The following is a 14,420-nucleotide window of genomic DNA, read 5'->3' as shown; positions in this document are numbered from 1 at the left end:
GGCAGGAGGCACGACGTGGCGGTGACGGCAGCGGACGGACGGCGGCGGGGCGAGGCCCGGCCCGAGCTGAAGTGCCTGGTGGACGAGACCGGGGTGGTGCCGCGCACCGCCTCGGTTGACGACGCCCGCGAGGTGCTCGCCGAAGACGGTGTCGTGCGGATCCCCGGGGCGGGGCTCGACCCGGAGTGCCTCGTCGTGACCGCGGCCCGGGTGCTCGGGGGCCGGTTGCGCGAGCTGTTCGGGATCCGCCCGCAGGGCGGGACCGACTCCCCCGCACTGGGCCTGCACAACGACGGCGCGTACCTCCAGGGTGACGTGCACGGGCGCACCGTGCGCCTGCGCGACCCCGACGAGGACTACCTGCTGATGCACTGCACGTCGCCGGCGCCGTCCGGCGGGGACTCGGTGCTCGTCGACGGCTACGCCCTGGTCGACCGGCTGGCCACCGACCACCCGGAGCTGCACGCGTTCGTCACCGGCGCCGACACCGACTTCTTCGGGACGCGGGTGGACCCGCCGCGCGGGGTGCCGGCCACACCCCTGCTCCGCAGGATGGTCGAGTACACCCGGGGTGGCCGCCGCGCGGTGCGGGCCAGCGACTACGCGCTCCCGGTGCCCCGTGTCCCCGAGTGGGACGAGCACCTCGCCCGGATCGAGGAGTACGCCGACCTGCTCGCGACGGCGTCCGAGGCGGCCCCGCGGTTCCGGATGGACAGCGGTGACCTGCTGATCCTCGACAACTACCGGTTCCTGCACGGTCGCGACGCCTTCAGCGGCTCGCGCACCCTGCACGTCCTGTCGGTCAGGACGACCGAGGCCTTCTGAGACACCGACGGCCGCCCTCCACACCGGGAGGGCGGCCGTCGCCCTCGTGCGTGGTGGCGCTCAGTCCATCGTGAACGGGTCGTAGGTGATCCGGTCCAGCGGCGTGCCCGCCACCAGCATCCGGGACACCGTCGAGCGGATCATCGCCGGCGAGCCGCACACGAGGACGTCGTGGTCGCTCCAGGCGCCGAACCGGGTCACGACGTCGGCCAGGGTGCCGGTCTCGGCGCCGGACGGCTCGTCCTCGTGCTCGACGACCGGGATCACGTCCAGCCACGGGAAGCTGTAGGACAGCTTCCGCAGCGAGGTGAAGTCGTACAGGTCGTCCCAGGTGCGGCCACCGACGAACACCTGGGTGCGCGGCGGCCGCGGCCGCTGCCGCACCTCGTCGAGCAGGGCCTTCATCGGGGCGACGCCGGTGCCACCGGCGACCATCAGCAGCTCACGCTCGGTGTTCTGCGGGACGGCCATCCGGCCCATCGGCGGGCCGATCCGCCAGGTCTCGCCGATCTGGCTGTGCGCGACGATCGCCCGGCTCACCCAGCCGTTCTCGACGGCGCGGACGTGGAACTCGATCGTCCCGTCGTGCCGCGGCGCGTTCGCCGGGGACAGGTAGCGCCAGAGCCGAGGGCGGTGCGGCGTCTCCACCGAGACGTACTGCCCGGCCTGATAGGGCACCTGCTGCTCGGTCGCGACGGTGACGACGGCCAGGTCCCAGCCGATCCGGCGGTGGTCGACGACCCGGCCGAGCCAGGACGCCGGCCCGCGCTCGGCGGCGGCGGCCTGCTGCATCGCGTCGGCGACGATCCCGTACGCGCCGGTCCAGGCCTTCTCGACGTCGGGCGTCCAGTTCTCGCCGGAGTACGTCGCGATCGCCGAGATCAGCGCGTCGCCGACCGCGTCGTAGTGCTGGGAGAGCACGCCGAACTTGCGGTGGTCGCGGCCGAGCTGCTGCAGGAAGGGGACGAGGTCGTCCGGCTGGTCGACCATCTGGACGACGTGGACGAGGGCGCGCAGCAGGCGGCTGCGCTGCACCTCCATGTTCACCGGGAACAGGTCCCGCGTCTCCGGGGCGCGGCTGAACAGGCGCGCGTAGAAGTGCTTGCCGAGCTCCTCGGCCTGGGGCTCGACGAGGGCGAAACTGTTCCGGATGAGCTCGACGGTCCGGTCCGCCTCCGAGGCGGGGCGTCGCGGCGGGGCGACGTCGCCGGCGATCAGCTGGTCAGCAGTCATGCCTGGCGGACACTCTCCTCGGTCGTGCTCCGTGCCGCGGTGCCGGTGGGCCTCGACGCCCCGGCACCGCCGGTCAGGGTACGCGAGTTCCTCCGCCCGCCGGTGCGACGCGCAGCAGCCGGCTCACTCGGTGGCAGCGAGCTGGTACGCATGGTCACGAATCATCCGTTCGGGGACGGTGGGCACTCGTCATGGCGTGGGTGGCGCCACGGTCAGGATAGCGCCCGCGCCGGAGAATGCCGACGTGGCGGGGGCGGTGTGTGCATCCTGCGTCCGTTTGGTCCTGGGCCCTCCGGATGGCACGGTGGTGTCCGTGCCCCTGCGAACCCCCGCCCCGGTGCTCCCCGGCCGGGAACGTCCCGCGAGCCTTCCGGAGACCCTCCCGCACCCCGAGGAGTCCCACCGGCCGGGATCGGCGGGCGAGCACGTGTTCCAGGACGAGGTCGGCAGCACCGCCCGCGCCGACCGCTTCTACGACGACCAGCTCCGTGACCGGCTGCTCCCCACGATGGTGGAGTTCATCGGCCGGATGGAGATGGCGTTCGTCGCCACCGCCGACGGCCACGGGGAGTGCGACAGCTCGCTGCGCGCGGGCCCGCCCGGCTTCGTCCAGGTGATCGACGAGTTCACGCTGGCCTACCCCGAGTACCGCGGGAACGGCGTCTACGCCAGCCTCGGCAACCTCGTCGAGAACCCGCACGTCGGGATGCTGATGGTGGACTTCACCGAGTCCCTGATCGGGCTGCACGTCAACGGCCGCGCCCGGATCATGGACGACGCCGCCTTCCGCGCGGCCTTCCCCGGCCACGGCGGCGAGCAGGTGGCCGGCCGCCGCGCCGAGCGCTGGGTGGTCGTGGAGGTCGAGGAGGCCTACATCCACTGCCGCAAGCACATCCCGCGGATGGAGCGGGTGACGCAGCGGCGGGCGTGGGGGACCGACGACCCGGCCCGCAAGGGCGGCGACTTCTTCGGTGCGAAGGGGACCCCGCGGCGGGTGCCACGACCGGCGCGCCGCCGGTTCCCGAGCACCACGCACCTGGGTGCCGGTGCCTCCCGCGCGCTGCGCCGCCGTCCGCACTCCCGCTGAGCGGCGCCACTCCGCACCTCTCCCCGGCACTCCCCGGGCGGCGCCCGGCAAGGGCGTCCGGGCCGTGAGCCGTGCGCGCCGTCCGGCGAGGACGCGCGCGCACCCCGATGCCGTACTCCCATGCCGCCGTCCGATGTCGACGGCCGCGGTCCGCGTCGGATCCGCCGGTGCCCCGTGGGGTGGCGGCCGAGCCGGTCCCCGCGCCCCTGGGGAACAGAGGGTTCGAGAAATTTCGACCTGAGCGGAACAGACTCAACTTTCCTGCCGTTGTCACTGTCGAGAGGTGCGCCGGCGGGCAGACTGTGCGGACAGCGGTCCGCGGTGCCGCTCCCCACCACGGACCACCAGACGACAGAGAAGGACCAGGAGGAACGCGGAGCATGGACTCCTTCAACCCCACCACCCGTACTCAGCAGGCCATCTCCGCAGCCGTCCAGGCCGCGACGCTGGCCGGCAACCCCGATGTCGGGCCGACCCACCTGCTCGGCGCGCTGCTCGCCCAGGGCGACGGCATCGCCGCGCCGCTGCTGGAGGCGGTCGGGGCGGACGCCGGCGCCGTGCGCAAGGACGTGACCGCGCTCGGGAACCGGCTGCCGTCGGCGTCGGGATCCTCGGTGAGCGCGCCGCAGCTGTCCCGGGACGCGCTCGCCGCGATCACCGCGGCCCAGCAGCTCGCGACCGAGATGGGCGACGAGTACGTCTCCACCGAACACCTGCTCGTCGGGCTCGCGCAGTCCGGCGGCCCGGTCGCCCAGCTGCTCCAGCGCTACGGCGCCACGCCCGACGCGCTGCGCGAGGCGTTCGGCAGGGTCCGCGGGTCGGCCCGGGTGTCCAGCCCGGACCCGGAGAGCAGCTACCAGGCGCTGGAGAAGTACGGCCAGGACCTGACCGCCCGCGCCCGTGACGGCGGGCTCGACCCGGTCATCGGCCGGGACACCGAGATCCGCCGCGTGGTGCAGGTGCTGTCGCGCCGCACCAAGAACAACCCGGTGCTCATCGGCGAGCCGGGCGTCGGCAAGACCGCCATCGTCGAGGGGCTCGCCCAGCGGATCGTCGACGGCGACGTGCCCGAGTCCCTGCGGGGCAAGCGGGTCGTCGCGCTCGACCTGGGCTCGATGGTCGCCGGTGCGAAGTACCGCGGCGAGTTCGAGGAGCGGCTCAAGGCCGTCCTCAAGGAGATCACCGACTCGGCCGGCGAGATCATCACCTTCATCGACGAGCTGCACACGATCGTCGGGGCCGGCGCGTCCGGCGAGGGCGCGATGGACGCCGGCAACATGATCAAGCCGATGCTCGCCCGCGGTGAGCTGCGGATGGTCGGCGCCACCACGCTCGACGAGTACCGGCAGCACATCGAGAAGGACGCCGCGCTGGAGCGCCGGTTCCAGCAGGTGCTGGTCGGCGAGCCGAGCGTCGAGGACACGATCGGCATCCTGCGCGGGCTCAAGGAGCGCTACGAGGTGCACCACGGCGTCCGGATCACCGACGCCGCCCTGGTCGCCGCCTCCACCCTGTCAGACCGCTACATCACCGCCCGGTTCCTCCCCGACAAGGCCATCGACCTGGTCGACGAGGCCGCGTCCCGGCTCCGCATGGAGATCGACTCGCGACCGGTGGAGATCGACACCGTGGAGCGGGCGGTCCGCCGGCTGGAGATCGAGGAGATGGCGCTGGAGAAGGAGTCCGACGCCGCCTCGGCCGACCGGCTCGTCGCGCTGCGCGCCGAGCTGGCCGAGAAGCGCGAGGAGCTCACGGCCCTGACCGCACGCTGGCAGAACGAGCGTGGCGCCATCGAGTCGACCCGCGAGCTGAAGGAGCAGCTGGAGCAGCTCCGCGGGGAGTCCGACCGCGCCGAGCGTGACGGTGACCTGGGCCGGGCCGCGGAACTGCGCTACGGGCGCATCCCGCAGCTGGAGAAGGAGCTGGCCGAGAAGACGGCGGTCGTGGAGACCCACGAGGACGTCATGCTCAAGGAGGAGGTCGGCCCGGACGACGTGGCCGACGTCGTCAGCTCCTGGACCGGCGTCCCGGCCGGCCGGATGCTGGAGGGCGAGACCGCGAAGCTGCTGCGCATGGAGGACGAGCTCGGCCGCCGGGTGATCGGACAGGCCGAGGCCGTCCGCGTCGTCTCCGACGCGGTGCGCCGCGCCCGCGCGGGCATCGCCGACGAGAACCGGCCGACCGGCTCGTTCCTGTTCCTCGGCCCGACCGGTGTGGGCAAGACCGAGCTGGCCAAGGCGCTCGCCGAGTTCCTGTTCGACGACGAGCGCGCGATGGTCCGCGTCGACATGAGCGAGTACTCCGAGAAGCACTCGGTGGCCCGCCTGGTCGGCGCCCCGCCCGGCTACGTCGGCTACGACCAGGGCGGCCAGCTCACCGAGGCGGTGCGGCGACGGCCGTACACCGTCGTGCTGCTCGACGAGGTGGAGAAGGCCCACCCGGACGTCTTCGACACGCTGCTGCAGGTGCTCGACGACGGCAGGCTCACCGACGGCCAGGGCCGCACGGTGGACTTCCGCAACACCATCCTGGTGCTGACGTCCAACCTGGGCAGCCAGGCGATCGCCGACCAGGCGCTCGACGAGAAGGCGCGCGAGGACGCCGTCATGGCCGTCGTCCGGACGCACTTCAAGCCCGAGTTCCTCAACCGGCTCGACGACGTCGTGGTCTTCCACGCGCTGTCCACCGACGAGCTGACCCACATCGTCGACATCCAGGTCGGTGTGCTGGGCGACCGGCTCGCGAAGCGGCGGCTGACGCTCGAGGTCTCCGACGCGGCCCGCGAGTGGCTGGCGATGAACGGGTTCGACCCGGTCTTCGGTGCCCGCCCGCTGCGCCGGCTGGTGCAGAGCTCGATCGGTGACCAGCTCGCCCGCGAGCTGCTGTCCGGATCGGTGCGCGAGGGCGACACGGTGCGGGTCGATCTCGACCCGTCGGCGTCCGGTGGGACCGGTGCGCTGGTCGTCGGCAGGTCGACGAGCCCGGTCGCGATCGCGAACTGATCCCCGGACCCGGCCGTGGGCCGGGGCGGTGGAGGCCATCGTCCCGGTCCATGGAGCGACCGACATCGGCTCCGCCGTCGGCGGAGACCTGGCTGGCCGAGTACCGCGAGCGGCTCGACGTGATCCGGGTACGGGTCGAGCAGGCCCGGGACCGGGCGACGGCGGTGACCGCCACCGCGCAGACCCGGGACGGCGCGGTCGCCGTCACCGTCGACGCGTCCGGCGCCGTCACCGACCTGCGGTTCGGGGTACGGGCCGACGACCTTCCCCGTGCGCGGCTGGCCGGGACCGTCCTGCGGCTGTGCCGCGAGGCCGCGGCCGACGCCCGATCCCAGGTCGAGAAGATCATGGAGCCGTTGACGTCCGGCGGCAGCCGGTGACGGCCGCGGACGGCGGCTTCCGCGCCGATCCCGCCGGGATGGCGGCCGTCGCGGCCCGGCTCGACGACGTCGCCACGGCCGTCGACGCGGCGCGGCCGACCGCCGGCCAGGTCTCCGGGGACGCGTTCGGGCTGGTCGGCGGCCTGTTCGCCGGGGCGGCGACGTCGGCGGTGCACACCGGGGCCGAGGCCGTGTCCGCGCTCGCGGCGTCCCTGCTCCGGACCGCGGGGGAGCTGCGGCACGCGGCGCGCGACTACGAGCTGACCGACGCCGGCGCGGCCCTGGCCTTCGCCGGGGTCGGGGTCCCGGCGGTCCCGGCCGGTGAGCGGTGACCGCGCCGTCCGCTCCCCCCGCCCCGGAGGGCGACGCCGGCGAGAGCGCGGACGCCTGGTTCGAGGGCAGCGGGATCGTCTCGTCGTACCGGGACGTGGGCACGGCCGTCGACGAGCAGGACGCCGCGGGCGTCGCCTGGGCCGCGGCCGCCGCCGGCCTGGACACACTGGGGTTCGTCGCCGACCCGTTCGGGTCCCTGATCTCGGCGTTCGCCGGCTGGGCCATCGAGCACCTGTGGTTCCTCCGCGAACCGCTGGACGCCCTCGCCGGTGACCCGCAGGAGGTCGGCGACCTCGCGGCGGGCTGGCAACGCCTGTCCCACGTGCTGACGGCGCAGGGCACGGCGGCGCGGACGGCGGTGGAGGAGGCGGGCCGCGCGTGGGAGGGCGCGGCGGCCGCCGGGTTCGCCGGCACCACCACGGCCGTCGCCGCCGGAGCCGACCGGATCGCCGAGCAGGCACGGGCGACGGCCGAGCTGGTCCTGCACACGGGAGCGATGGTCGGTGCGGAGCGCGCCCTGATCCGCGACGCCGTCGCGGACTTCCTGGCTGGCCTGGCCACGTCGGGGGTGCTCACGGCGATCAGCGGCGGGGCCGCCGCACCGGTCACCGTCACGAACGCGCTGCTCGACGCCGTGCAGCTGGGCCGGCGGCTGGGCGACCGCGTGCAGACGCTGGTCGACGCGCTCCGGGAGTCCGCCGAGCTCGCGGGACGGGCCGAGACGGCGTTGCACGCCGCGATCGGCACGCCGGACCGCACGGTCGAGCACGGCAAACAGGAGGCCGCGGCCCGCGCCTCCGCCGCCGGAGGCGACGACCCGGCACCGGAGTGAGAGCACCTCGTACCCGGAAAGGTGCACGTCCGGGTCGTGGCGCTACCACGTCGCCACGCCGATCGGGACTACGCTCCGCGGCATGTCGGTCTGGTTCGTCATCGCCCTCGTCGCGGTCGTCGTCGGCGTCGGTCTGCTGGTCTTCGACCGCTTCCGCGGGGGCGCGACCCGCGACCGGAAGCGCTGGGCCTCGCTGCGCGAGTGGGAGTACCTCGACTCCGATCCCGTCCTGCCCAGCCGCTGGCGCTACGGGACCATCCACCAGGGTGGCCCCGGTGTGGCCCGCAGTCTGGTCACCGGGGACGTCCCGACGCCGGACGGCCCGCGCCGCGCCTACGCGTTCGACCACGAGCAGGCCGGACGGGTCAGCTCGGTGCTCTGCGCGGTCCAGGTGCAGGAGTCGCTGCCGGCCGCCGTCGAGCTCCGGCTGCCGTCGGCCCCGTTGCCCGACGACGCCGGGCTGGACCTCCTGGAGCCCGTCGGCGAGCGCTACGCCTTCGTCAGCGACGCCGACGCCGTCCGCCCGTTGCTGACGCCGCGACTGGCCGACGCGAGCGACGCGGTCGGCGAGGACGTCGAGCTGCTCTGGGCGGAGGACTCCTGGGTGCTGGCCGCCGCCCCGGTCGGCATCTCCGCCGACCGGATGCAGGACCTGCTCGCCGATCTCGCCGAGGTCGCCACCGCCCTGGAGGAGGGCCTCCACGTCCGGGGTCCCGCTGTCGAGTCCTGACCAGCGGACATCGCGCTGCGTTGATCAACAGACACGACACGTGACCACCCGATCGCGCTAGCTCGATCGGGGGTGGATACCCTGTTCGAGTGGCTGTGGCACTCATCACCGGCGGTGGCTCCGGGCTCGGCGCGGTTCTGGCCGAGCGGCTCGCCTCCCGCGGACATGACCTCCTCCTCGTCTCCCGGGACTCCGCGCGGGCGCACACCGCGGCCCGGTCGCTCGCCGGCCGGTACGGCGTCCGCGCCGACGTCCTGGTGACCGACCTGGCGACCCGGCGCGGCCTGTTCCGCCTGGAGGCGCTGCTCACCGGGCCCGAGGCCCCCGCGGTGGACGTGCTCGTCCACGACGCGGCGTCCGAGGTGACCGTGGCCGCGGGCGGTGTCCCCTCCGTGGACGACCGGCAGGCGCTCGTCGACCTCGGGGTGACGGCCACGATGCGCCTCACCCACGCCGCGCTGCCCGGGATGCTGCGCCGCGGCACCGGCACGGTCCTCGCGGTCGGGCCGGCACCGGCCCCCGGCGACACCGGTGGCGAGCCGGGCACGGTGTGGGCGACGGCCTTCACCGCCTCGCTGGCGGCGACGCTGGACGGCAGCGGGGTGCGCGCCGCCGTCGTGCGCGCCGACGACCGTCCGGAGCGGGCACTCGCCGTGCTCGACGCCGAGGAGCCGGCCGCCGCGCCGGACCACCCGTCGGTGCTGCGGGACCTGCCGCGCCGCGCGGTCGGCGCGGGGGTACGTGCCGCCCGCCGCGGCGCCGAGCTCCTCTCCGACGCCACCCGCGAGCCGCTCATGCCGGCCGCGGCGGCCCCGCGCACCGGGTCCGGGCCGTCCGTCCCGCGCCGCGACGTGGCCGCCCCCGGGTGCGGCCACGCGCCCGAGGAGCTCCTCGCCGGTGCGGGCGCGCCGGCCGCCCCGGTGCGGGCGCCGTCCCGGCTGCCGGACCTGCCGACCCGTCCGGGTGCGGGCCGGTCGACGGCCGCCGCCTCCGGGTGCGGCCGCTCGACGCACTTCGTCGCCGGGTCGCTGCGGACGGCCGAGCAGCGCTCCCGGGCGACGGCCGCCGCCCGCGACCGCGCCCGCACCCGGCACGTCTCGCCGCACGGCAGCGCCGTCGTCAGCGGAACCTGACCCGGTACCGGGGCGCCGCGCGGGATCCGGCACCCCGGACGGGATGATGAACCGATGACGACGACCGGGACCCCGCCGCTGCCGAAGGCCGAGCTGCACCTGCACATCGAGGGCACGCTCGAACCCGAGACGGTCTTCGAGCTGGCCCGCCGGAACGACGTCGAGCTGCCCTACGCCGGGGTCGAGGACCTGCGGGCCCGGTACGACTTCACCGACCTGCAGTCGTTCCTGGACGTCTACTACGCCAACATGGCCGTCCTGCGCACCCGCGACGACTTCGCCGAGCTCGCGTCGGCGTACCTGCGGCGCTGCCCGGAGCAGGGCGTCCGGCACGTCGAGATGTTCTTCGACCCGCAGGCGCACACCACCCGCGGTGTCCCGATCGCCGACGTGGTCGGCGGTCTGACCGACGCGATCGACGAGCACGCCGGCACCGTCTCGGCCGGGCTGATCCTCTGCTTCCTCCGGGACCGGCCCGCCGACGAGGCGGAGGCCACCCTCCGCGCCGCGGAGCCCCATCTCGACCGGATCGTGGGGGTCGGGCTCGACTCCGCGGAGGTCGGCCATCCGCCGTCGAAGTTCACGGCGGTGTTCGAGCGGGCCCGCGGCCTGGGCCTGCGCCCGGTCGCGCACGCCGGTGAGGAGGGTCCCGCCGGCTACGTCCGCGAGGCACTCGACGAGCTGGGAGTGCACCGCGTCGACCACGGCATCCGTGCGATCGAGGACGAGGAGCTGGTCGCCCGGCTGCGCCGCGACCGGACGCCGCTGACCGTCTGCCCGCTGTCGAACGTGCGCCTCGGCTGCGTCCCCGGGATCGGGCTGCACCCGCTCCCGGAGATGCTCGCGGCCGGCCTGCACGTGTCGGTGCACTCCGACGACCCGGCCTACTTCGGTGGGTACGCCGACGCGAACTACGTCGCCGCCCGCGACGGGCTCGGCCTCACCGCGGACCAGCTGCGGACGCTCGCGGCGAACTCGTTCGAGGCCTCGTTCCTCGACGACGCCGCCCGGCAGGCGTTCGCCGGGGAGGTCCGCGCCTGGGGCGGTGACCCCACCGGCGGGCGCCCGGCCTGACCGGCCCGAGGGATCAGGCGGTCGCGGCGAGCCGGACCGGGCGCAGCGGCTCCAGCGGCCGTCCGGCGCCGGTCCGGCCGTGCTCGGCGTGGAACGGCGCGAGCCGGAACCGGCGGGTGCGCAGCTGGTACTCGGCGGTGTTCGCCGGCCACATGACGACGTTGTGGCCCTCGCCGTTCTGGTAGTAGCTGGTACAGCCACCGGTCTCGTAGACGGTGCGGGCCGAACGCCTGCGGATCCGCCGGGTCCACCGCTCCTCGACCTCGGGCCGCACGTCGAGGGCGCGGATCCCCTCGTCGGCCATCCGGCAGACGGCGTCGGCGACGTAGCGGGCCTGCGCCTCGGAGAACAGCAGCGTCGAGCTGGCGCCGCTGGTCGCGTTGGGGCCCTGCATGAGGAACAGGTTGGGGAAGCCGGGGTAGTTCATCCCCAGGTAGGCGCGCGGGTAGGAACCCCAGTGGTCGTGCAGCGACCGGCCGGACGAGTCCTGGATGCGCCGAGCGATCGGCGCGGTGGCGCCGACCTCGAACCCGGTGGTGAGGACGATCGCGTCCACCTCGGCCGCCGTCCCGTCGCCGGAGACGACGGTGCCGCCGTCCACGTGGGACAGCCCGCCGGTGTGCAACGTCGTGTTGGACGCGCACATCGCCGGCAGGTAGTGGTTCGAGACCAGCGGGCGCTTGCAGGCGTAGTCGAAGTCCGGGGTGAGCCGGTCCCGCAGCTCGGGGTCGGGTACCTGCGTCCCGAGGTGCCTGCGGCCGACCCGGCTGAGCGTCTCCCGCAGCAGCTTCGACCGCCGGGTCGCGGCGAGCAGCTCCGCCCCGACGTAGATCAGGTCGAACTGCATCCGGGAGAGGATCGGGTTCGCCGCCAGCGCCCGCCGGGTCAGGTCACCGACCGGCCGCTCCGGCTTCGGCAGGATCCACGCCGGGGTGCGCTGCAGGACGTGCAGCTCGGCGACCTGCGGCTGCAGCTCGGGGATGAGCTGGATCGCCGTCGCGCCGGTGCCGACGACCGCGACCCGCTTCCCGGTCAGGTCGGCCGAGTGGTCCCAGCGGGCGGAGTGGAACACCGGCCCGGGGAAGTCGGCGAGGCCGTCGACGTCGGGCTGCTTCGGGTCGGCGACGAGCCCGGCCGCGCTGACCAGCACGTCCGCGGTGAAGGCGCCCAGTGGTGTCGCGATCCGCCAGCGTGCCGCCGCGGCGTCCCACCGGGCGGAGTCGACGGCGGCGCCGAAGCGGATGTGCGCCAGCAGACCGGTCGAGTGGGCCAGCCGCCGCGCGTAGTCCTGGACCTCGTGCCCGGGCGCGTACAGGTCGGACCAGTCCGGGTTCGTCATCGCCCGCAGCTGGTAGAGCGGGGAGGGGGTGTCGACGCCGACGCCCGGGTAGGTGTTGTCCCGCCACACGCCGCCGACGTCGTCGGCGCGCTCCAGCAGGACGAAGTCGTGCACACCACGGCGCAGCAGGGCGAGACCGACGGCCAGGCCGGTGAAGCCCGCGCCCACGACGGCGACCCGGGAGCGCCGCGGGGAGGGACCGGTGACTCGCTCGCCGGCAAGGGGTTCGGCCGGTCGCCGGATCCGCAGCGCCTCGGACGTCATGCCTCGACGGTAAAGGGTTCATAACGACGGGGCACGCGAGAGCGGTCCGTCTCACGATGTCACCGGACCCGAGTGTCGCCGGGATCACACCCCGGCGCCCGCGGCGGCGTCCGGGGTGCGGGCACGGCCCGACGGACTAGGCTCGCCGCGTGCCCTCCGTCATGATCACGGGCGCGTCGTCGGGAATCGGGGCCGCGTTCGCCGACCGGCTCGCTGCCGACGGCCGCGACCTCGTGCTCGTGGCGCGCGACGCGGACCGCCTGCAGGCGGCCGCGAACCGGTACCGCGACCTCGGCGCCGCCGTCGAGGTGCTGCCCGCGGACCTGTCCGAGGCCGGCGAGCGCGCGCGGGTGACCGCGCGCCTGGCGGACCCGGACCTGGCGCCGGTCGACCTGCTGGTAAACAACGCCGGCCTCGCGCTCGGGGCGGCGTTCCTGGAGAACGACCCGGCGGACCTCGCCCGGCAGCTCCAGGTGAACGTCGCGAGCGTGCTCGAGCTGACCCGGGCCGCGCTGCCCGGGATGGTCGACCGCGGCACCGGTGCGGTGGTCAACGTGGCGAGCGTGGCGGGCTTCCTCGCCGGGCGCGGGTCGACCTACCCGGCGGACAAGGCGTGGGTCATCTCCTTCACCGAGGGCGTGGCCGCGTCGCTGCAGGGGACCGGGGTGCGCGCGATGGTGCTGTGCCCCGGGTACGTACGGACGGAATTCCACGAGCGGGCCGGCATCGACGTCGGCGGCCGGCGCGGCCCGCTCTGGCTGGAGGCCTCGCAGGTCGTGGACGAGGCCCTGGCCGACCTGGACAGGGGACGGGTGGTGTCGGTGCCCTCGAGGCAGTACAAGGCGATCGTCGGGCTGGTCGGGGTGCTCCCCCGCGGCGCACTGAGGCGGCTCACCGCGGCGTTCGACCGGGACCGCACGTGAACGCCCACGCGGACCGGGCCCGGCTGGCCGCGCTGGTGCGCGAGCTGGCGGTCGTCCACGAGAAGGTGACCCTGTCGTCGGGTGCCGAGGCCGACTACTACGTCGACCTGCGCCGGATCACGCTGCACCACGAGGCGTCGCCGCTGATCGGGCGCCTGCTCCGCGAGCTGACCGCGGACTGGACGTACCGGTCGGTCGGCGGCCTCACACTGGGCGCGGACCCGGTCGCGACCGCGGTGCTGCACGCCGCGCGGCAGGAGGACGGGACCGAGCCGGTCGACGCGTTCGTCGTGCGCAAGGAGACGAAGAAGCACGGCATACAGCGGCTGATCGAGGGGCCGGACGTGGCCGGGCGGCCGGTGCTCGTCGTCGAGGACACCTCCACCACCGGTGGATCGGCACTGACGGCGGTGCGGTCGGTGCTCGCAGCCGGTGCGCAGGTCGTCGGGGTGTGCACCGTCGTCGACCGGGACACCGGGGCCCGGCAGGCCGTCGAGGCCGAGGGCGTGCCCTACCGGGCGGTGCTGGGGCTGGCCGACCTGCAGCTGGGGTGAGCGACCCGGACGGCCCGTCCGGTGGGCCCGGGCCCGCCGACGAGGCGGGGCCGAGCGAGTGGCAGGTGCCCGGTCAGGTCGGGGTCGGTCCGTGGACCGGACCCCCGCCGGCCGGCGGGCACTGGGACCCGGAGCTGCTGGCGGAGGGCGACCGCCGCAACGTCGTCGACGCGTACCGCTACTGGCGGCGCGAGGCCGTCGCGGAGGACCTGGCGCGCCGGGCCCACCCGTTCCACGTCGCGATCGAGAACCTCGGCCACGACCACAACATCGGCACCGTGGTGCGCACGGCGAACGCGTTCGGCGCGGGCGGGGTGCACATCGTCGGACGGCGGCGCTGGAACCGGCGCGGCGCGATGGTGACCGACCGCTACCTGTCGCTGCACCACCACCCCGGCGCCGCCGGGCTCGTCGCGCACGCCCGTGCCGCCGGGCTCGCGCTGGTCGCGGTGGACAACCTGCCCGGCGCCGTCCGGCTGGAGGAGACGGCACTGCCGCGGGACTGCGTGCTGGTCTTCGGCGCGGAGGGTCCCGGGCTGTCGCCGGAACTGCGGGAGGCCGCCGATCTCGCGGTCTCGATCGCCCAGTTCGGCTCCACCCGGTCGATCAACGCGGGCGTGGCGGCCGGGATCGTCATGCACGCGTGGGTCCGGGAGCACGCGGACCTGTCCGGCGCCTGGTGACCCGGAGCCCCGGCCGGGCCCGGCCGGG

The 14,420-nt window shown here is 74.8% G+C and carries 14 protein-coding genes; 12 read left to right on the top strand and 2 right to left on the bottom strand.

Going from position 1 to position 14,420, the window contains the following annotated elements:
* The first annotated feature begins 15 nt into the window (after nt 1-15).
* Nucleotides 16-825 (top strand): TauD/TfdA family dioxygenase, encoded by an 810-nt coding sequence (locus Ae150APs1_RS15740; protein WP_139316933.1) that lies wholly within the window; start codon nt 16-18, stop codon nt 823-825.
* A 60-nt stretch (nt 826-885) separates the two neighbouring features.
* Here Ae150APs1_RS15740 and Ae150APs1_RS15735 read toward each other — a convergent pair whose 3' ends face one another.
* Nucleotides 886-2,058: a globin domain-containing protein gene (locus Ae150APs1_RS15735; RefSeq protein WP_010241398.1), complete on the bottom strand. Its 1,173-nt coding sequence runs from the start codon at nt 2,056-2,058 to the stop codon at nt 886-888.
* A 304-nt stretch (nt 2,059-2,362) separates the two neighbouring features.
* On the opposite strand from Ae150APs1_RS15735, the gene Ae150APs1_RS15730 reads away from it, so the two are divergent.
* The 8 genes from Ae150APs1_RS15730 (at nt 2,363) to Ae150APs1_RS15695 (ending at nt 10,629) form a co-directional block, all read left to right on the top strand.
* Nucleotides 2,363-3,145 carry a pyridoxamine 5'-phosphate oxidase family protein gene (locus tag Ae150APs1_RS15730; protein ID WP_075298512.1) on the top strand — a complete coding sequence of 261 codons (783 nt, stop codon included), beginning with the start codon at nt 2,363-2,365 and terminating at the stop codon, nt 3,143-3,145.
* A 380-nt stretch (nt 3,146-3,525) separates the two neighbouring features.
* The gene (gene clpB, locus Ae150APs1_RS15725; protein WP_010241393.1) at nt 3,526-6,147 is read left to right on the top strand and encodes an ATP-dependent chaperone ClpB; all 2,622 of its coding nucleotides are present in this window, start codon (nt 3,526-3,528) and stop codon (nt 6,145-6,147) included.
* A gap of 50 nt (nt 6,148-6,197) precedes the next feature.
* Complete coding sequence (locus tag Ae150APs1_RS15720) at nt 6,198-6,527, top strand: YbaB/EbfC family nucleoid-associated protein (protein WP_010241392.1); 330 nt, start codon at nt 6,198-6,200, stop codon at nt 6,525-6,527.
* The gene (locus tag Ae150APs1_RS15715; protein ID WP_075298508.1) at nt 6,524-6,859 is read left to right on the top strand and encodes a type VII secretion target; all 336 of its coding nucleotides are present in this window, start codon (nt 6,524-6,526) and stop codon (nt 6,857-6,859) included. Before Ae150APs1_RS15720 ends, Ae150APs1_RS15715 begins: the two co-directional genes overlap by 4 nt.
* On the top strand, nt 6,856-7,692 hold the full coding sequence (locus Ae150APs1_RS15710) for a hypothetical protein (RefSeq protein WP_075298505.1): 837 nt from the start codon (nt 6,856-6,858) through the stop codon (nt 7,690-7,692). The genes Ae150APs1_RS15715 and Ae150APs1_RS15710 overlap by 4 nt, the downstream gene beginning before the upstream one ends.
* An 82-nt stretch (nt 7,693-7,774) precedes the next feature.
* On the top strand, nt 7,775-8,422 hold the full coding sequence (locus Ae150APs1_RS15705) for a hypothetical protein (protein ID WP_010226297.1): 648 nt from the start codon (nt 7,775-7,777) through the stop codon (nt 8,420-8,422).
* 89 nt (nt 8,423-8,511) lie between these two features.
* Nucleotides 8,512-9,555, top strand: a complete 1,044-nt coding sequence (locus Ae150APs1_RS15700; RefSeq protein WP_083680155.1) for an SDR family NAD(P)-dependent oxidoreductase — start codon at nt 8,512-8,514, stop codon at nt 9,553-9,555.
* A gap of 54 nt (nt 9,556-9,609) precedes the next feature.
* On the top strand, nt 9,610-10,629 hold the full coding sequence (locus tag Ae150APs1_RS15695) for an adenosine deaminase (protein WP_075298499.1): 1,020 nt from the start codon (nt 9,610-9,612) through the stop codon (nt 10,627-10,629).
* Nucleotides 10,630-10,642: 13 nt separating this feature from the next.
* On the opposite strand, the gene Ae150APs1_RS15690 is transcribed toward Ae150APs1_RS15695, so the two are convergent.
* A complete protein-coding gene (locus Ae150APs1_RS15690; RefSeq protein WP_083680154.1) occupies nt 10,643-12,232 on the bottom strand; it encodes an NAD(P)/FAD-dependent oxidoreductase in 1,590 nt (529 codons plus the stop codon).
* A gap of 149 nt (nt 12,233-12,381) precedes the next feature.
* Between Ae150APs1_RS15690 and Ae150APs1_RS15685 the strand changes: the two genes are divergently transcribed.
* Genes Ae150APs1_RS15685 through Ae150APs1_RS15675 form a run of 3 tightly spaced genes read left to right on the top strand, consistent with a single transcriptional unit; the run spans nt 12,382 to nt 14,392 of the window.
* Nucleotides 12,382-13,155 (top strand): SDR family oxidoreductase, encoded by a 774-nt coding sequence (locus Ae150APs1_RS15685; protein ID WP_139316932.1) that lies wholly within the window; start codon nt 12,382-12,384, stop codon nt 13,153-13,155.
* On the top strand, nt 13,152-13,709 hold the full coding sequence (pyrE, locus tag Ae150APs1_RS15680; RefSeq protein ID WP_075298493.1) for an orotate phosphoribosyltransferase: 558 nt from the start codon (nt 13,152-13,154) through the stop codon (nt 13,707-13,709). Before Ae150APs1_RS15685 ends, pyrE begins: the two co-directional genes overlap by 4 nt.
* Nucleotides 13,706-14,392 (top strand): RNA methyltransferase, encoded by a 687-nt coding sequence (locus tag Ae150APs1_RS15675; RefSeq protein WP_060574509.1) that lies wholly within the window; start codon nt 13,706-13,708, stop codon nt 14,390-14,392. Before pyrE ends, Ae150APs1_RS15675 begins: the two co-directional genes overlap by 4 nt.
* The last annotated feature ends 28 nt before the right edge of the window (nt 14,393-14,420 follow it).

Source organism: Pseudonocardia sp. Ae150A_Ps1 (assembly GCF_001932315.1).
Classification (GTDB): Bacteria; Actinomycetota; Actinomycetes; order Mycobacteriales; family Pseudonocardiaceae; genus Pseudonocardia.
This window is presented reverse-complemented; position numbering and strand designations above follow the sequence as displayed.